Annotated in this window: 13 protein-coding genes; 9 read left to right on the top strand and 4 right to left on the bottom strand. The window is 36.4% G+C overall.

Annotated elements, in window-relative coordinates:
• The first annotated feature begins 271 nt into the window (after nucleotides 1-271).
• The 7 genes from QM481_RS20295 to QM481_RS20325 all read left to right on the top strand — a co-directional run bounded on the left by QM481_RS20295 (nucleotide 272) and on the right by QM481_RS20325 (nucleotide 9,024).
• Nucleotides 272-1,522 (top strand): efflux RND transporter periplasmic adaptor subunit, encoded by a 1,251-nt coding sequence (locus QM481_RS20295; protein ID WP_283383078.1) that lies wholly within the window; start codon nucleotides 272-274, stop codon nucleotides 1,520-1,522.
• Nucleotides 1,519-2,958, top strand: a complete 1,440-nt coding sequence (locus QM481_RS20300; RefSeq protein ID WP_166552703.1) for a TolC family protein — start codon at nucleotides 1,519-1,521, stop codon at nucleotides 2,956-2,958. Before QM481_RS20295 ends, QM481_RS20300 begins: the two co-directional genes overlap by 4 nt.
• A 47-nt stretch (nucleotides 2,959-3,005) precedes the next feature.
• Nucleotides 3,006-3,668, top strand: coding sequence for an ABC transporter ATP-binding protein (locus QM481_RS20305; RefSeq protein ID WP_283383079.1), 663 nt, complete (start codon nucleotides 3,006-3,008; stop codon nucleotides 3,666-3,668).
• Nucleotides 3,669-3,791: 123 nt separating this feature from the next.
• Nucleotides 3,792-5,036, top strand: coding sequence for an ABC transporter permease (locus QM481_RS20310; RefSeq protein WP_283383080.1), 1,245 nt, complete (start codon nucleotides 3,792-3,794; stop codon nucleotides 5,034-5,036).
• Between the two features lie 42 nt (nucleotides 5,037-5,078).
• Entirely contained in the window at nucleotides 5,079-6,230 is a 1,152-nt protein-coding gene (locus tag QM481_RS20315; protein ID WP_283383081.1) for an ABC transporter permease, read from the top strand.
• 105 nt (nucleotides 6,231-6,335) lie between these two features.
• Nucleotides 6,336-7,706: a sigma-54-dependent transcriptional regulator gene (locus tag QM481_RS20320; protein WP_283383082.1), complete on the top strand. Its 1,371-nt coding sequence runs from the start codon at nucleotides 6,336-6,338 to the stop codon at nucleotides 7,704-7,706.
• Nucleotides 7,707-7,746: 40 nt separating this feature from the next.
• Entirely contained in the window at nucleotides 7,747-9,024 is a 1,278-nt protein-coding gene (locus QM481_RS20325; protein ID WP_283383083.1) for a sensor histidine kinase, read from the top strand.
• Nucleotides 9,025-9,178: 154 nt separating this feature from the next.
• Here the strand turns inward: QM481_RS20325 and QM481_RS20330 are convergent, their stop codons facing one another.
• The 4 genes from QM481_RS20330 to QM481_RS20345 form a co-directional block, all read right to left on the bottom strand.
• Nucleotides 9,179-11,743 carry a TonB-dependent receptor gene (locus tag QM481_RS20330; RefSeq protein WP_283383084.1) on the bottom strand — a complete coding sequence of 855 codons (2,565 nt, stop codon included), beginning with the start codon at nucleotides 11,741-11,743 and terminating at the stop codon, nucleotides 9,179-9,181.
• 340 nt (nucleotides 11,744-12,083) lie between these two features.
• Nucleotides 12,084-12,959, bottom strand: a complete 876-nt coding sequence (locus QM481_RS20335) for a sulfite exporter TauE/SafE family protein (RefSeq protein ID WP_283383085.1) — start codon at nucleotides 12,957-12,959, stop codon at nucleotides 12,084-12,086.
• A gap of 254 nt (nucleotides 12,960-13,213) precedes the next feature.
• On the bottom strand, nucleotides 13,214-13,804 hold the full coding sequence (locus QM481_RS20340) for a redoxin domain-containing protein (protein WP_283383086.1): 591 nt from the start codon (nucleotides 13,802-13,804) through the stop codon (nucleotides 13,214-13,216).
• Between the two features lie 368 nt (nucleotides 13,805-14,172).
• Nucleotides 14,173-16,626: a TonB-dependent receptor gene (locus QM481_RS20345; protein WP_283383087.1), complete on the bottom strand. Its 2,454-nt coding sequence runs from the start codon at nucleotides 16,624-16,626 to the stop codon at nucleotides 14,173-14,175.
• Nucleotides 16,627-16,884: 258 nt separating this feature from the next.
• Here QM481_RS20345 and QM481_RS20350 point away from each other — a divergent pair, with 258 nt between their 5' ends.
• Nucleotides 16,885-17,622, top strand: coding sequence for a UbiA prenyltransferase family protein (locus QM481_RS20350; protein WP_283383088.1), 738 nt, complete (start codon nucleotides 16,885-16,887; stop codon nucleotides 17,620-17,622).
• Between the two features lie 106 nt (nucleotides 17,623-17,728).
• Entirely contained in the window at nucleotides 17,729-18,460 is a 732-nt protein-coding gene (gene ric, locus QM481_RS20355) for an iron-sulfur cluster repair di-iron protein (protein ID WP_283383089.1), read from the top strand.
• Nucleotides 18,461-18,491: the final 31 nt, after the last annotated feature.

The following is an 18,491-nucleotide window of genomic DNA, read 5'->3' on the forward strand; positions in this document are numbered from 1 at the left end:
CAATGAGTTTTTGTTTGCTAAAGTTTTATGAAGTCAGATTTTTCTGCCTAAATCAGGTAAATCATTTTGGTAAATATAGTCAATTTCTGTTCTGAATACTCAGCTTTCCTTTTTTTGTCCTGAACATATACTCACCTACGTTCATATCCGCACAAGGTGTTCGAAATCGCACAGTTTTTTAGGATACTATTTTTTATAATATACTGTAAATCAATATATTATGTTTTGGCATTGTGTTTGGAACTACTATATACAAATAATCATTACAATTATGGACAAAGAAATCTCTAAAAACCTAGTCAAGCAAAAGCAATACAAACGCTGGACTACCGTAGCGCTTATCGCTGGTGGTTTGGGTATTGCTGTTTACTTTTTAAACAACACTTTACAATCATCTATCAATGCCAATAAAATTCGGGTGGCAACAACCGAAATAGGCTCCGTTGAAAATACACTGACTGCCACAGGTGAAGTAATTCCTGCTTTTGAGCAAATCATTACAACGCCTATTAAAGCCAGCGTCAAGCAAGTTTATTTTACGGTTGGTGCTAAAATTCAGAAAGGACAGCCCATTGTAGAGTTAGACAAGTCGTTGACGATGATAGAGCTAGAAAAACTCAAAGATCAGTTGGCTCTCAAACAGAATAGTATTGAGAAACTGAAAATGGATTTGAATAAAAAGATTTTTGATTCAGATATCAACGACAAAGTAAAACAGCTAAATATTAATCGACTAAAAGCTGAACTTGAAGATACCAAACGACTTCAGAAGGTAGGTGGAAGAACTCAAGAGGACATAACTAAAGCCGAAAATGCATTGAGAATTGCTGAACTTGAAAAATCTCAATTAGAAAATGAGTTGAGCTATAACAAAAAATCTGTGGGAGCAAATTTGAAAGATTATACGTTACAAGCTTCCATTGAAGAAAAGAATTTGAAAGAGTTGAGTCATAAAATTAAAATGGCAGACATCGTTGCCGACCGTGCGGGGGTATTGACTTGGGTAAATGATAAAATTGGTACTGCCGTGAATGAGGGTGAAATGCTAGCAAAATTGGCTGATTTGGGAAGTTTCAGAGTTGAGGGCTCATGCTCGGATGTTTATGCAGAACAATTGAAAGTAGGCTTGCCCGTAATTGTTAGGATTAATGACCAAGCTTTGAGAGGAATGGTTGTTCAGATTAAACCATCAGTCTCAAATGGCGTAATACAGTTTGCGATAAGTTTGGATGACAATCGTAGTACCTTACTCAGACCCAATATGAAAGTGGAAGTATATGTCATTACGCAAAAAGTTGATAATGTTGTCAGAATATCGAATGGTCCTGCTTTTAACGGAAAAAGAAAATTACCTGTTTTTGTTTTAGAAAATGGTAAAACAGCCAGACGTAGAGAAATAGAAACTGGATTAAGCAATTTTGATTTTGTAGAAATCAAGCAAGGGCTGAAACCTGGCGAGAAAGTGATTATTACCGATATGAGTCAATACAAACACCTAGACCAAATTCAGATTGAACCATGAGAAAAATACTTTTTTTATGGCTGATTAGTTGGCATAGTTGGGCTCAACAACCAGCCTTGAGTTTGGATGGCGCGATTTTGTTAGCGAGAGAAAAATCCATTTCCGCCACCCAAGCCCATACGCAAAAAGCCACGAATTACTGGCAATACAAAACCTTTTTGGCAGATTATAAGCCACAGTTAAGTCTGGGAGGAACTTTGCCTAGTTTTACTCGCTCGTTTATTCAGGTTCAGCAGCCCGATGGAGCAATTGCTTTTCAGTCTGTTTCTAACAATAACTCAACGCTGACTTTATCGTTGAGCCAAAGTATTGCCAAAACTGGAGGGGTAATTTATGTTCAAAATCAATTACAGCGATTTGATGATTTTCAAAATAAATTGACACTTTACAATGGCGTTCCTTTGGCGTTTGGATTGAATCAGCCACTTTTTAGGTTCAATCTGATGAAATGGGATAAGTTGATAGAACCTCTCAAATATGCCGAAAGCGAACAACAGTTGATTGAAAACATGGAGAAAATCTCCTTGGCTACAGCAGAGTATTATTTTGACTTGTTATTGGCGCAGGTAAATTTGCAGATTGCCCATAAAAACCTTGAGAATAACGAAGTTCTTTTGAAAATAGCTGAACAAAGATTGAGTCTAGGAAAAATATCTGAAAACGATTTATTACAAATCAAACTCTCCGTATTGAATGCTCAAAAGGATTTGGCTTCAGCCAAACAACAAGCTGAAGTAGCTCGATTGAAACTTAAAACTTTTATCGGCTATCGTGACGAAGCATCGTTTGATTTGTTGATTCCTGCTCAGATTCGCTTGTTTGAAGTGGATGAAAAAAAGGCATTGTCGGAGGCTTTGGGAAATCGTTCGGATGCTATTGCCTTTAGACGACGAATGCTAGAAGCTGAACGGGATATGGAAAAAGCTAAAAAAGAAAACGGTCTAAATGCCAATTTGAATTTGGCATTGGGTTTGTCAAATCGTGGTGATACGCCTTTGGATGTTTACAAAAAACCACAGGATAGACAATTCGTGGAAATACAGTTTACCCTTCCTATTATGGATTGGGGACGCTCCAAAGCAAGAGTAGAAACCGCAAAGGCTAATTTGCAATATGCCCAGCAAAGTGTAGAACAAGATAAGCTTACTTTTCAACAAGAAATTTATACCCAAGTAACCTTGTTTGAAATGCTCCAAAAGCAAGTAAATCTGACGAAGGAAACCGATGATATTGCAACAAATCGTTACCAGATTGCACAAGATAGATTTATCCTTAGTGACCTAAGTATTACAGATTTAGGGATTGCTTTGCAAGAAAAAGACCGTGCCAAAAGAGACTATATTCAGGCTTTGAGAGACTATTGGCAAGCCTATTTCAAGTTAAGACTTTATACATTGTATGACTTTGAACTCAATCAAAAATTATTAATCAAATAACCGACCTAAGCCTATTTACTCTTAGGACATTAAACAACAAATCCTCTATGATTACATTAAATAGCATCGAGAAAGTGTACCAGACGAGCACTATCGAAACATTGGCATTAAATAATATCAACATAGACATTAAGAAGGGCGAATTTGTGTCCATCATGGGACCCTCTGGATGTGGGAAAAGTACTTTGCTCAATATCATGGGACTACTGGACGAGCCTACCAAAGGAGAAATTCTTATCGATCAAAAGCATGTTGAACAATATACAGACAAAGCTTTGGCGTTGCTTCGAAATCAAAAAATTGGTTTTATTTTCCAAAGCTTCCATTTGATTAATGATTTGTCGGTGTTGGATAATGTTGAAATTCCTCTTTTATATCGTAATTCTTCTGCTCAATCTCGTAGAGATGCCGCTCGTGAAGCATTGGAGAAAGTGGGTTTGAGCAATCGTATGAAGCATTTTCCCAATCAACTTTCGGGGGGACAAAAACAGCGTGTTGCCATTGCACGTGCCATTGTAGGCAAGCCAGATATTATCTTGGCCGATGAACCTACGGGTAATTTGGATAGTGCGATGGGTAACGAAATTTTGAATATTCTACTCCAACTCAATGCCGAAGGTTGCACCATTGTGATGGTAACGCATGATGAAAGTATGGCAAAGAAAACCCACCGCCTGATTCGTTTGTTTGATGGAACACAAGTCTATTAGATCAATATCGGATGTCGGATTTTTGATTTCAGATTTGTATAAATCATCAATAGTATTGTCAAAAACCACTTTTCGAAAACTCGGTACTAATACTTAAGTTATACTTTTTAAAACGCAAAAAATATGTTACTCAACTATATCAAAATTGCATGGAAAGTGTTGTTAAGGCATCCTTTCTATACTTTCATTACCTTGTTTGGGATAAGCATTACCCTCACAGTGTTGATGATGATTACTTCATTTCTTGATCACTTGGTAGGAAGTCACTATCCAGAGCAAAACAGAGACAAATCTTTATATGTCATGAACTTGTTTTTGGAAGATTCTGCGAGAACCTCTCAGATGGGTGGACCTATCTCTTATGATTTTTACAAAAAATACATAGAAACACTCAAAACCCCTAAGCGAACAAGTGTTTCTTCCATGATTACTTCTGCCAATTCCTACATCAATGGCAAGCGGATAAAGGTTAGTACAAAATATTGCGATACTAATTTTTGGGAAATAACGAATTATGAATTTTTGGAAGGAAAGCCCTTCAATCAAACCAATATTGCCAATGGCGACCATGTGGTTGTTATTACGGATGCAATGAGAGAACAATTTTTTGATAGCTCATCTGAGTCTGTTATTGGAAAAATGGTTGAAGTCGATAATGAGAAATATAAGGTAATTGGCGTGGTGAAGGCTGGTCCAGTTACTCGTATTCTGACGTTTTCGGATATGTTTTTTCCTTATAATTTACCCAAAAGCAATTATCAAAGAACAGGCTTGCAAGGCACTTTTGTGGCAATTATAGAGGCAAATAGCTCTTCTGATTTTCCAGAAATAAGATCTGAGTTTGAGAATAATGTATCCAAAATTCCCGTACCCATAAAAATGGGTGGTACGAAGTATTCTATTATTGATACACATGCACAAACTTATATAGATACGATGCTATACGGTCTTTTTCATCAAGAAATCGGTAATAAATTTTATCTAGTAGTGGGTTTGGTGTTATTGATGCTCATGGGGTTACCTGCTATCAATTTGGTTAATCTCAATGTAAGTAGAATTTTGGAAAGAGCTTCCGAAATAGGTGTGCGTAAGGCTTTTGGTGCACCAACTCGTACGTTGGCGTTTCAGTTTATCGTCGAAAATATCTTCATTACTTTTATTGGGGGGGCTATTGCTTTAATTCTGACGAGTGTAGGTATTTACATATTTAATAGAAGTGGCCTGATTCTCTACTCAGATTTGACCATCAATTTGCCTGTTTTTGGAGTAAGTCTATTAGTGTGTTTGGTGTTTGGTTTACTTTCTGGCGTGGCTCCTGCTTTCAGAATGGCCAAAATGAAAGTCATTGATGCACTCAAAAGACAGTAGATTTTTCAGGAAAAACAAAATCACCCTCAAAACCCAACAATCATGTTACAGCATTTAGTTAAACTAATATGGAATCGAAAAGGAAGTCACCTCCTTTTGATCGTAGAAATATGGGCATCTTTTATGGTGCTATTCGGGGTAATGTCTTTGGTAACCTTCAATCTTGATAATTATAGAGAATCCCTAGGATTTGAATATGAGCAAGTGTGGGCAATAGATTTGTCTCGCAATCAGGATACAGTACAAACTGCCGATAAAATTGCTAAAGTTTTACAAAGAATTAAATCTTATCCTGAGGTAGAAAAAGTAAGTCAAATGTCTTCAAATTCTCCTTTTTCTTTCAGTCAAATGAATAGTTCGATTAGTCGTAAAAAAACGAGTACACTGTCGGATATATATTATGCTGATGAAAATTTTGATGAGGTTTTTGACATAAAAATGAAGTCAGGACGCTGGTATCAATCCTCTGATTCTGTGGCAAAAAATAAGCCCGTTGTGATTAACCAAAAGACAGCTGATGCACTTTTTGGCACTGAAAATCCAATTGGAAAAACACTGGATGATAATAAAATTGTCGTTGGGGTAATTGATAATTTCAAAGCAAAAGGTGAGTTTACCAAAAATGAGCCTGCCTTCTTTCAATTAATGTGGCCACGCTCTGAAGAAGGAAAAATAGTCATGAAGCTCAAGTCAGGAACAGATGCCAATTTTGAGGCAAAATTGGTAAAAGACCTCGGTAATATGCTGGTAGGCTGGACTGTTGAAGTGAGCTATTTGACCGACCAACGACAAAATCAACATAATATGGCATTGGTTCCAATGATAGTCTTTACCATCATTGCAGGCTTTTTGCTGCTCAATGTTGCCATGGGGCTTTTCGGAATATTAAAAGTAAATATTGCCAAACGTCGTGAAGAAATCGGTGTGCGCCGTGCTATGGGCGCTACCGAAGCAGATATTCAAAAGCAGTTTGTTGCTGAGATGTGGGTTATTGCTACCTTTGCTGTACTTATAGGGTTACTTTTTGCGGTACAATTCCCAATTTTGAAAGTATTTGATTTGGCTTCAGGAGTATATTGGGTGGCAATTGTTTTGGCGATTTTAATTATCTACGGATTAGTCACGATTTGTGCTTTTTATCCAAGTCGACAGGCTGCCAAAATCCAACCAGCCATCGTATTGCACGAATCGTAATAGCAATAGGCTATCAGCTGTGGGCTTTATGCAAAATATATTAAAACAATTTAATACTATTTGCCTAGGGTCTAACAACTTAAATACTAATTTTTTACCTTTTCAATGAACAAAATACTCATCATCGACGACGACTTTGCTGTTCAAACCTCTTTACAACTTCTGCTACAGCAGGCAGGATTTCAGGTAAAAACCTGTGATTCTCCTGCTGCGGCAAGGGAGCTTATCCCTGCCTATAAACCTACATTAATTATTCTTGATCTTAATTTTTCTATTGAAACTTCTGGCGAGGAAGGAATGAAGGCTTTAAAAATGCTTCGTTCTGAATTCCCAGAAGTTTTGATTATTTTATTAACTGGCTGGGGGACAATTAATTTGGCGGTAGAGGGGATGAAATTAGGGGCAAAAGACTTTTTGACTAAGCCTTGGAAAAACGATCATTTACTGCAATCTATCCGAACCATTTTGGATTTAGAAGAAAAGACAGAACGCGTTTCTACCAGAAAAAAACTAGACCAAAAGTTTGATTTTGAACATATAGTGGGCGAAGATCCCAAACTTTTATCTATTCTCGAAACCATTGGAAGAGTAGCGCCAACTGACGCTCCTGTACTGATAACGGGTGAAAGTGGCACAGGAAAAGAGTTGATTGCTGAGGCTATTCACCAAAATAGTAAAAGAAGAATTCGTCCATTTGTCAAAGTAAATTTGGGGGGAATTTCTGCTACTTTATTCGAAAGCGAACTATTTGGTCATGTGCGTGGCGCATTTACCGATGCCAAATCAGATAGAATTGGACGTTTTGAACTAGCCAATCGTGGTACTTTATTTTTGGATGAAATTGGAGATTTAGATTTATCAAGTCAGGTAAAGCTACTCCGAGTATTACAAGATAGAACCTTCGAACCTTTGGGAAGTAGCAAATCAAAAACCGTAGATGTGCGTGTGATTTGCGCAACCAATCGCAATTTGGAGGAAATGGTATCTCAGGGTACTTTCCGAGAAGATTTATTTTACCGGATTAATTTAATCTCAGTCAAACTTCCAGCCCTGCGAGAGCGTCCCATTGATATTGCTTCATTAGCGACGTACTTTGTTGATAATCTGAAGGTTATTTACGAAAGACCACAGCTCAAAATTTCATCCAAAGCCTTACAATGGTTGCAAACATTGGTATTGCCTGGCAATATTCGTCAGTTGAAGAACTTGGTTGAAAAAACAATTCTTTTGAGTCCCAATGACCAATTGGAAATAACCGATTTTCAGAAAAATATTACACAGACAAATACTGCCCCTAAAAGCGCATTACCCGAGGTTGGAACGCTTACCCTTGAAGAAATGGAACTTTTGATGATTCGAAAAGCGATGTCTTTTCATCAAAATAACATTAGTCGAGTTGCTCGGTCGTTGGGTATTACACGGTTTGCGTTATATCGTAGGTTAGAAAAATTTGGTATTCCTTATTCGGAAGAGTAATTTAAAAAATCTATTACAGCCTTTTCAACTTCTTTAGCTGATGCGTATTTCGTTACGAGTAAGATATTTGCTTTACTTGGGCTTTCTTCATGCCATTATCATGTTGTTAGCCTTTAAGGTTTTATCTGCCAACAAATTGTACTTTATCATTTCGGAAGTGCTTGTGTTACTTTCATTGATAATTTCTGTAGTACTTTACCAAGCTATCGACCGCCCGTTTAAACTGCTTTTGATGGGAGCCGAAGCTATGCGTGACCAAGATTTTTCCATTAAACTTCGTCCAGTTGGAACAACTGAGCTTGACCAGCTGATAGAGGTTTATAATCAAATGATAGAACAGCTTCGCAGAGAGCGACTACAGTTGACAGAACAACATTTCTTTCTGGAAAAGCTCATTCAGGCGTCACCGATTGCCATATTAGTATTGGATTTTGATGAAAACTTATTGAAAATCAATCCTAAAGCACAAGATTTATTTAGTATCTCAGAAGGACAATTTCTTCATCAACCACTTTCGGTACTTGGTCATCCAATTGTGAATGCCTTACAAAAATTACAAGATGGTGAATCAAAAACTGTTCAGATTAATGGCCTATCTACTTTCAAAATTCAGCGTTCTTTTTTTATGGATAAAGGTTTTGCAAGACCTTTTCTGATGATAGAAGAACTTACTTCAGAAATTTTGGCTACAGAAAAGAAGGCTTATGGCAAGGTAATCAGAATGATGGCACATGAGGTAAATAATTCGATAGGAGCAGTAAACTCGATTTTAAATGTAGCGCAACAGATGGTTGAAGAGCCACATTTGCTACATGCCTTAGAAGTAGCTTCTGACCGTAACGAGCGACTTTGTGTATTTATGCGAAGATTTGCTGACGTTGTTCGTTTACCAGAACCCCATCTTGAAAAACAATCTTTGAATGAAGTCTTAGCTAATATGGTAGAACTTTGGAGAGGTCGTGCTACAGAAAAAGGAATAGAATTAATTTGGAAGGAGCAAGTTCAGCAAAAATTTGCGATGATTGACCGAGGGCAGATAGAACAAGTATTAATAAATGTACTAAAAAATGCCATAGAATCTTGTGATAGAGGAAACCAAATTGTCGTAATATTATCAGAAAAAGGAATTCAAATCAAAAATAATGGTAGACCGATTCCTGAAGAACAAGCCCATTTATTATTTACGCCATTTTTTAGTAATAAGCCTGATGGTCAAGGGATTGGACTCATGTTGTGTCGTGAAATATTAATGAATCATAATTTTCAATTCTCCCTAAAAACCCAAGAAGACGGCTGGACGTGCTTTAGTATTGAGTGATTTTGTGAGTTGAGAATGAGTGATTTAGTGAGTTGTGAATGAGTGAATTGTGAGTTAGTGAATGATGATTTTCCATTATCTGTAGAGACGCAATGCTTTGCGTCTCCATCAATCAATGATTCACAATTCACTAACTCACTAACTCACTAAATACCTAAAACGAGTATCTCATTGTTACGCCATACGTACGAGGGTCGCCAAGGATACCAGCGTATTGACCTGCACTACCTGGCGCTGCTAACAATTGCTCGTAATAGTCAGTGTTAGCAAGGTTTCTTCCCCAAACATAGATAGAGATACCATTTGATGCTCTAAATCCAAAACGACCATTCAATAATGAATAACCTTCAATATTCAAATACTGAGAAGGAGATGGGCTTGAAGAGAATTTCGAACGGAAATAAACGTCTGCTGCTACGAAATAGTTACCTTTCAATCCAAAGAATACACCTTTAGTTGTAGCTTCAGCACCGAATGAACCAGTCCATTTTGAAATACCTGGAAGCTCTCCACCCGATACATCTTTAAATGCCTGAGCACCGCCTACTTCTTCCAAAGGTACAGGAGCGTTAGTGAATGACACATATTTACCATCAGTATAAGCAATCGATCCATTGAAAGTAAAGTGTGTTAATCTCACGTTTCCTTCTACTTCAACACCTCTCACTTGAACTTTTTCAGCATTAGCCAAATAACCTCTGTTTACACCAGGTTCTGGTGTTTGCACTTGAGTTTGGTAATCCTTAATATCGTCATTAAATACAACAACGTTCAAGAATGAGTTGGCTGTAGGACGTGTTTTAACGCCTAATTCATAGTGAGTTACACCTTCTGGTTTTACTTTTGCTAAGTCAATTAATACTTGACCATTAGCTGTTGGCAAACCGCCAATATTGATACCTACAGGTTTGTAACTGATGGCATAAGTACCATAGGCATTTACATTTTTCGAAGCCTTATATTGCAAAGTCAACTGACCTGAAACATTACTTTCGCTTACATCTGTATCAAATGCTTGGTTGGTATATACGGCGTTTTTCAAGGCTAATAAAGCTGCATCTGTCGTTTGCAAACCACCATACGTTTCTCTTTTGTAGTTGGCTACTTTTTTGTCATAGTTATAACGCAAACCTGGTAATACGTGAATTTTATCGTTTACAGCCCAGTCTACTTGAGCAAATGCCGCTAAACTTGTGCTTTGGATACGGTTAGTTGTACGGATACCGAAGTTATCAAACAAACCTGGTGTTTTCCAAAGTGCACTTGTTGAACTCTGCGCAAAACGCCATTGTGCCGAACCCGCTTCCTCTGTTTGTACAGGATCAGATTTCAAATCTTGCCACAAACCAAATACACCAATCACACCACTCAAATTGTCAGCAACTTTTCCTGAATAACGCAATTCTTGTGACCATTGATCGTGTACTGAATTACCTGAAGAAATGGTGAAAATTGGCAAACCTGTATAATCACGGTCATTCAAAGGAGTCCATTTCCAGAAACGCCAAGCAGTTGTCGAAGTCAAAGTACCATTACCAATTTTAATATCTGCATTGGCAGATACACCACCCAAACTATTATCTGCTTTAGAAGGGGTATCCAAATCTACCACTCTTTCAAAGGCACTTGAGTAAGGTAATTTGTAGTTCAAATCAGCAATAATTGCGTTGAATTGACGATAGGCAGCACGTTTTGTCGTAACTACACCAGCCACAGGCCAACCATATCCGTTAGGCTTTTGAGCTGTATAATCACCAATAAACGTAATTTTTACTTTTTCTGAAGGCGTATATAACAACTGACCTCTTGTACCCAAGTTGTTAATATCGTTCATGTTTTGTTGTGTCTTGGTGTTGTAAAGAAGACCATCTCTTTGCGTACCTGAGAATGACAACCTTGCCGCTAAGTGCTTGTTGATTGGTCCAGAAATAGAACCTTTAGCTTGGATGTAACCGTAGTTACCATAGCTCAATTCAAAACTTGCACTTGGTGTAAAACTCGCTTCACGAGTAGTGATATTGAATGCACCAGCAGTGGTGTTTTTACCAAATAATGTTCCTTGTGGTCCTCGCAAAACTTCAACGCGCTCAATATCAACGAAGTCTAATGCTGTAGCTGCTGGACGTGCATAATATACCCCGTCTACATAAAAACCAACACCTGGGTCGATACCATCGTTTGTTAAACCAAAAGTAGAGCCTAAACCTCTGATATTCAAGGTTGTGTTACGAGCATTTGAAGCATACAACTGTACTGTTGGTACTAATTCTTTCAATCGGTTTACGTTGAATGCACCTGCATCTTCAGCCGCTGCTCCACGAATTACTGCAATAGGAATTGGAATATCTTGAACAGCCTCTTGGCGACGACGAGACGATACTACAACATCAGCCAATTGACTTACATCTTCATCTAATTTGATTTCAGCTTTATCTGCTGTAATAACTACTTCTTTTTTCAAGTAACCTACAAAGGAAATAATCACTGAAAACGGAAGTTTTTGACCTGTAATCAATGAGAAATCACCGTTTACATCAGTTGTCGAACCGTTGGTAGTTCCTTTAATTTGAACAGCCGCACCAATAAGTGGTTCATTCGTTTTTGAATCTACGATTTTACCAGATACTGTAGCATTGATAATAGGTTTGTTTTGTGCTGTGGCGATATTTGAAATGCTGACCGCCATCACGGCGATAATGACAAATAAAAGTTTTTTCATTAATTTATACTGTTTGATTGAAAAATATCCGACAGTTAGGTTTCAGACCCGCTGTCAAAATCTAGTGATATATGTTACTTTAGTTGAGTTTTACCAATAAGGCTTTGCCTTTTGATTTTATAAGCTTCAACAGTACAAATACTGTCTTTCTACTTGATTCAAATAAATTGATAAACAAGTATTTGAATGTGATGAATGTGGTTTAGAATGCATGGTTTATTTGTTATTCTTAATCTATATAGTATATAATTTTAGTATACTTATGTGTTAAAATAAAAGGAGTTTTCTATAGAATAACTCCATTTCTATACCCGAAGTCCAAAATCTACATTAGATAAGATTATATTAAATGAAAGCTTTTAATAATCGTTCTTAAACTAATGATGATAACTAGCGTTCCGACTAAAATCATCATAGGTTTACGTTTTACTTTGTTGACGAAAATAGCCCCCAAAGGTGAAGCTACCGTACCGCCAACAATCAAGCCCAACACTACCTGCCAAGAATTGACGCCTTCAAAAAGTAAAAATGTAATACCACTGGCAAATGAAACGGCAAACTCCGCTGCGTTAACCGAACCAATGGTATAGCGTGGGTCACGACCTCTGCCTAACAACGAGGACGTTACGATTGGTCCCCAACCACCACCACCGATTGAATCCATAAAGCCTCCGAAGACAGCCAACAATCCCAAACGCTTGGTACGTTGTTTAACAATATTTTTTTGAAGCGCTTTCCTAATAATGATTATTCCCAAAATAATCATGTAAATAGAAATGTAAGGTTTTATCACATTTCCATCAATGAAATCCGCAAGCAAGTAAGCGCCTGTAATAGAGCCTAATACCCCAGGGATTAATAGATTGCGAAACAATTTTTTATTGATGTTACCAAACTTAAAATGCGAAATAGCAGAAGCGCCTGTCGTAAACATTTCGGCTACGTGTACACTTGTACTACTTACCGCAGGTGGCACGCCCAAACTCAATAAAAATGAGGTGGAAGTTACACCGTATGCCATTCCTAGAGTTCCATCTACTAATTGTGCCCCCAATCCCACCAACACATAGAACCCGAAATCACTGTTAAAACCATCTTGAATGGCAGACCAAGAAAAATGGATATTTCCACTATATATCAATACAATAAAACTACTAAGTAGTAATACTGTAGGTGCGATATACCATACGGCGCGATTAGAAAGAATTTTTTGCACGATTGTTTTTGGGGTTAAGTGTCAGAATAATAAACTCCAAAGAATTCAATTTTATATGTCGAGAGTCATTTAAACATTTATGAGCTTTAAAGAAAGAGTGAAAGCAACGCTTTCACCCTTAGCTGCATTAGATTGATTAAATAGACTACCATTAGTTCAAACAACAGACTCCATGTTAGAGCCGATTGAAAAATCTGTTTGGTTTTGCAAAAATAATGATAAATATTAAATCTATATACTTTGTAGACTAATATTTATGAAAAAATTTTAGAATTCTTATAATTGTTCACAAAAACCTCGATTTCTTTATATGATAAGTAGGATTGTAATTCTGTATCAATAAAATGGTGGATAATTAAGCCATTGGCTAATACCAAGAAACTTGCCGATAGCGGAATGTTTTCAGGAATTCCTGCATAAAACTGTGTACAGGGAGCATGCTCTGATAATAGCCCTATACTTTTTGCAATATCTTGATTATCATCATGATAGATAGAAAACGTAAGCTTTTCGTTCTGTTTTAGTTCCTTTATTTTAGGAAGACTCAAGTTAGTAATTGTAAGTATTTGAACGCCAAGCTCTGACAATCGTCGAACAGATTTTTGTAATAACCAAAGTTGTTGATCTGCATATTCTTTCCACTCTGGTACATAATAAGTAATCAAAACAGGCTTGCCTTGAGCGATTTCTTCTAGACTTAATTGTTGTTTGTCTTCAGGAAAATCGAAATTCCATTCTCCATTTTCTTTTGCAAAACTGATTGATGGAAACTGTTTTCCTGCCCCTAATATTTTTGATAATAGTTTGTTGAGTTGTGTTTTCCGTGTTTTGATGAAATAAATCATGATAATATTTAGTCTATAGTTTTAATAGACAAATATAGGGGATTTTTATTCGCAAAAACTACACAATTTTGTTTTTCTTATGATTTTATATTCTAGGAATTCTACAAAATGAAAAATTGGCGGTTGGTGCATGATAGAAATATGACCAGCGAGGTAGGTAGTATTTGGTGAGATTTTAACCCTAATTAAAAAGGGATAAACTGTTAGGATATAGTTTGTACTTTTCCAATAGTATACAGCGTAATAAAGCAAAATAATATTACCTTATTACGCTGTAGGCTATAAGCCGTAGGCATTAGACAAAAAAGATTAGAAAACCACATAAAATTATGACCTACAGCTTAATGCCTAAAGCAGGTAAAATTACTTTAATTACTAAAATCGATATCAGGTTTGTTTACATTCTGAGATTTCTTCTTGAAAAATGAATTTGCTTGTCCAATAGGTAATTGAATAGTGAGTTTGTAAAATCTTACCTCTCTACGGTTCATCGTACTTTGCATAATATTGCCTTGATCATACACCGTAATATATTGGCGAGAATTAAAAATATCATTGACAGCAAAAGCAATGCTTGCTCGATTGTTCATAAACATTTTCTTGATGGCAAAATCTGCTGCTTCTATTGGCTTGCGGTATCCTTGTAAAGTGGGTGATTTGGCGTCTCTATTCAAGTTAATTTGAGCGACAATATCTTTTGGAAACTTGTACGAAATATTCAATTTGGCACGATACGTAAACATTTCGTTTTGCTGCGTCACAGATTGTATCAAAAAATGATAAGCATTGATGTTACCTAACACAGATAAATTTCCAAGATTTAGTTTTAAGGTATTATCAATTCCGTACTGAATATCGGCTTTTGTATTGATAAATGTTGTTACCAAAATGGTAGAATCTGTGCTTGAAGCCTGTGTAAAAGGCTTAATGGTATGGTCTTCATAAATGTAATAGCCTGTTGCCAACCACGACAAATGTCCCCAAGAGGTATTATATGAAAGTTCTACAGAATTGACAAATTCAGGTTGTACCTTTGGGTTTCCAACAGTAATATTTTGCTTATCGTTGGCTTGAATACCTACAAAAAGATGGCGGAAATTGGGTCTACCAACTTTTCTTCCTAGACTTAAACCTAATTCTGAATCATTGCCAAGTTTTTTAGAAATAGAGAAAGAAGGGAAAAATGCTTTTATCCAGTCTCCATTTTGTGCGCTTGGGTAATCATACCCAAAAGTTGCGCCATCAAATCTTGAATTACCATGCAAAAATGATTCTTCAAATCGTAAACCGCCTTGAATACTATAATTACGTTTGAGCTTGGTGCTATACATAAAATAGGCAGCATTAACAGATTCTTTGATTACGCCATCTTGCGAATATCCTTCCAATAAAGTATAAGTATCGTTGTTTTTCTTGTTGAACAAATACTGAATGTCGCGGGTGTAATTAAATGAGCGAATACCCATTTCTATTTTGGTAAAATCATTAATTGGTTTGGTATAATCTAACTGAAAAAGATATTGCGAACCAGCCTGACTTCCTGTGATTTTATCTATTTCTGGATACCCATCCATGCTAGTATTATCAGCATTTAAGCTTGTTGTAAGCCAGTCAGCAGCATTAGAAATGGTATTTTTCGTAAAAGAAGTCATCAAACTTAACTCTTTTCCTTTCTGAGCAAAGCTTTTTTTCCAGTCAAATTCGATACCAAAATTGGTGTAATTATTGGCAGGTACGGTTGTTCGAGTTCCCGAACTCAAAACCTTGTTTTGAGCATCTTTATAGGCATAAGACTGATTGGTGAAAGTATTATAGGAGCCACCTACAAGATTACCTGCAAGCGTGAAGGTGTTATATTTATTGGGTGAAAATTCAGTGGAAATACGCCCATTCTGGAAAGTATTATCTTGGTTAATATCAGTGTTTTGCTGAAAATAACTCATGATACCACGATTAGTTGTAGTTCTGTCCACATATCCAGTGAGCGGATTTTTGGTAGCGTTGAGGTTGTATAGTACATTAAACGTCCACTTATTTTGATGATAATCTAAGTTCAATGAGGCATCATATCTACCGTTGTTACCAAGACCAAGACTTGCCATACCATTATATCCTGCTTCTCGATTTTTTTTCAAAACCAAATTGATAATACCTCCCGAAGTTGACGCATCGTATCGTGCCGAAGGGTTTGAAACTACCTCAACCGACTCTATTTGATTGGCTGGAATTTGTGCTAAGGTTAGTTGAGTTGGTTTACCATTGATATAAATAGTGGTAGCGAGATTGCGAATACTGGCACTTCCTGTTTCGTCAATACTTACCGAAGGCACGCTTTTAAGTAGGGCTTCAGCCGTTCCGCCGATGCTTGTTAGGTTTTTTCCAACACTAAACACACGTTTATCCATGTTGAATGAAGCGGCATCTTTTTCGCCCTTCACCTGTACTTCTTGCAGTACATTGGCGTCTGGTGAGAGGAGAATCGTTTCAATATTTTGATGGCTCTGCTCTACTTTGATTGCCTTTTCAAAAGTTTTATAAGAGATAAAAGACACTCTTAACACAAACTCTCCCAATGGGACATTTGAAAGTTTGAAATTGCCATTTTCATCGGCAGTAGCGCCAGCTGTAAGTTGCGTTTTTTCGCCTTCTTTTTTCAAAAGAGTGACCGAAGCAAAGCTCAAACCTTTATTGTTTGAAATATCTAATACCTGTCCCGTCAATTCGGAAGTATTTTTTGGAGATACTTTCTGTCCCAAAGCAGCTGATAGTGAGGTAAGTAATAAAAGTACGGTGAATATGGGACTTTTGATGAAATAATTCATTTTTATAAAATTTGTTAAATACTTGATTATCAATTATATAGATATATTTGTCTGTTTGTTGGAAATAGAATACCACAATATTATAGCTCAATTTTGGAGAAATTCTGTAGAAATAAATTAAATGTAAGATTTATGAATTTTTTAGGTATAAAGTTCGAGGTTATTTGTTCTATTTGTGTTTTGGTTTGTTAAAACCCTTTAAACAAATGGCAGTTTCTCTATTCTAATCGATAGAACAATTTTAAATTTTGAATACCAGTGCTGAAAAAAATCATAATAGATAGCCAGCTTTATGTGGCTTTGATGGGAACTTTACTTGCTACATTTTTTATGTTAGAAGAAGGTAGTTTTCGATTTCCTACTTTCTTCCTCATTTTTGTAACGTACTTCAACGGGTATATTTATACCAAATATCAAGGCGTATCTTTTTTTAATAAAATATTGATTATCAATAGTATAATAGCCTTAATTAGTATTTCACTGATTTTTCACAATCATAATGCCCATCGATTTTATAAATGGGTTACTATCTCGTTTTTAGGGCTTTTGTACAATAGCCAGTTTTTGAGTACTACTATTCGTAAAATTCCACTGCTGAAAGGGCTGTATGTTGGTATTGTGTGGGGACTGGTCAATGGATGGCTTTCTTTTCACTATTTTAGTTTTTCTATTTTTTTGATGACCTTATTGTTTATCACAGCCTTGATTTTTCCTTTTGATATTCGAGATGTTGATACTGATTCAATTATTACTTTTCCGCAATTAATAGGTATCCAAAAGTCTAAATATTTGGCTTACGGTATGCTTGTGTTGGCGGCTGGATTGAGCATGATTTATCTAAAAGAACAATACGCCATTGCATTTGTGCTAACCTGTTTTATATCGATGATTTTTGTGTTTTTTACCGAAAAAGATAATCCAGATCTTTACTTTTCGTTCGGTGTTGAAACCTGCTCATGCCTCCCTTTTGTCATTTGGAGTATTTTTCTGAAATGACTTTCATTTATCTTCCTGATTTTTACGAGTTCAAGTTTTGATATTAGTCATAATAAAGGATAAAAAAGTCTTTTATTTTTGTTCAAAAATTTAACTCAAATACTTTATGGAAACGATAAACTTTGATACTAAGACCGTAGGCGAAATAGTCGCACATAATCCCAAAGCAGCAAGTGTATTTAGAAAGTTGAATATTGATTTTTGTTGTGGGGGCAATAAGAGCTTTACTGAAGAATGTAAGAAGAAGAAACAGGATCCAGCAGAAATTTGGGAAGAAATAGAGTTGCTGTCAAAAACGGGCGACAAGTCTTTGGATTTTAATAACCTAAAGCTCGACTTCTTGATTGACTATATCTATCAAGTACATCATCAATTTTTGTATAAAAACTTACCCGAAATCAGATATTTTGTAGAGAAGGTTTGTACCAAGCACAAGGATAAATATGCTTATCTAACGGAATTAGCTACCGTTTATACGATTCTTGAGGAAGACTTGTTAGGGCACCTGCCTAAAGAGGAAAATGTAATATTTCCTTATGGAAAGTCTCTTGTAACAGCATCTGAGGAACATGCGCAAGTAGCACCTCCATTTTTTCGGACAGTCAAAAATCCAATCAGTATGATGAATAGCGAGCATGAAGAGGCTGGAGAGTTACTGTTTAGACTTCGAGAAATTACTAATAATTATACTCCTCCTGTGGACGCCTGTAATTCCCACATTGTAATGTTATCTAAATTAGAGGAATTAGATACTGATTTGACACAACATGTGCATTTGGAAAACAATATTTTATTTCCCAAGTTAGCAGCGCTCGAAATGGAAATAATGACCCATTAGGATTCTTTTGTTGTAAAGCTCAATACCCAAA

This window comes from Flectobacillus rivi (assembly GCF_030056655.1).
Taxonomy (GTDB): domain Bacteria; phylum Bacteroidota; class Bacteroidia; order Cytophagales; family Spirosomataceae; genus Flectobacillus; species Flectobacillus rivi.

What these genes read in the sequence shown, in the direction of transcription:
- QM481_RS20295 (WP_283383078.1), top strand. Translation starts at nt 272, where the DNA reads ATGGACAAAGAAATCTCTAAAAACCTAGTCAAGCAAAAGCAATACAAA.
- QM481_RS20300 (WP_166552703.1), top strand. Translation starts at nt 1,519, where the DNA reads ATGAGAAAAATACTTTTTTTATGGCTGATTAGTTGGCATAGTTGGGCT.
- QM481_RS20305 (WP_283383079.1), top strand. Translation starts at nt 3,006, where the DNA reads ATGATTACATTAAATAGCATCGAGAAAGTGTACCAGACGAGCACTATC.
- QM481_RS20310 (WP_283383080.1), top strand. Translation starts at nt 3,792, where the DNA reads ATGTTACTCAACTATATCAAAATTGCATGGAAAGTGTTGTTAAGGCAT.
- QM481_RS20315 (WP_283383081.1), top strand. Translation starts at nt 5,079, where the DNA reads ATGTTACAGCATTTAGTTAAACTAATATGGAATCGAAAAGGAAGTCAC.
- QM481_RS20320 (WP_283383082.1), top strand. Translation starts at nt 6,336, where the DNA reads ATGAACAAAATACTCATCATCGACGACGACTTTGCTGTTCAAACCTCT.
- QM481_RS20325 (WP_283383083.1), top strand. Translation starts at nt 7,747, where the DNA reads ATGCGTATTTCGTTACGAGTAAGATATTTGCTTTACTTGGGCTTTCTT.
- QM481_RS20330 (WP_283383084.1), bottom strand. Translation starts at nt 11,743, where the DNA reads ATGAAAAAACTTTTATTTGTCATTATCGCCGTGATGGCGGTCAGCATT.
- QM481_RS20340 (WP_283383086.1), bottom strand. Translation starts at nt 13,804, where the DNA reads ATGATTTATTTCATCAAAACACGGAAAACACAACTCAACAAACTATTA.
- QM481_RS20345 (WP_283383087.1), bottom strand. Translation starts at nt 16,626, where the DNA reads ATGAATTATTTCATCAAAAGTCCCATATTCACCGTACTTTTATTACTT.
- ric (WP_283383089.1), top strand. Translation starts at nt 17,729, where the DNA reads ATGGAAACGATAAACTTTGATACTAAGACCGTAGGCGAAATAGTCGCA.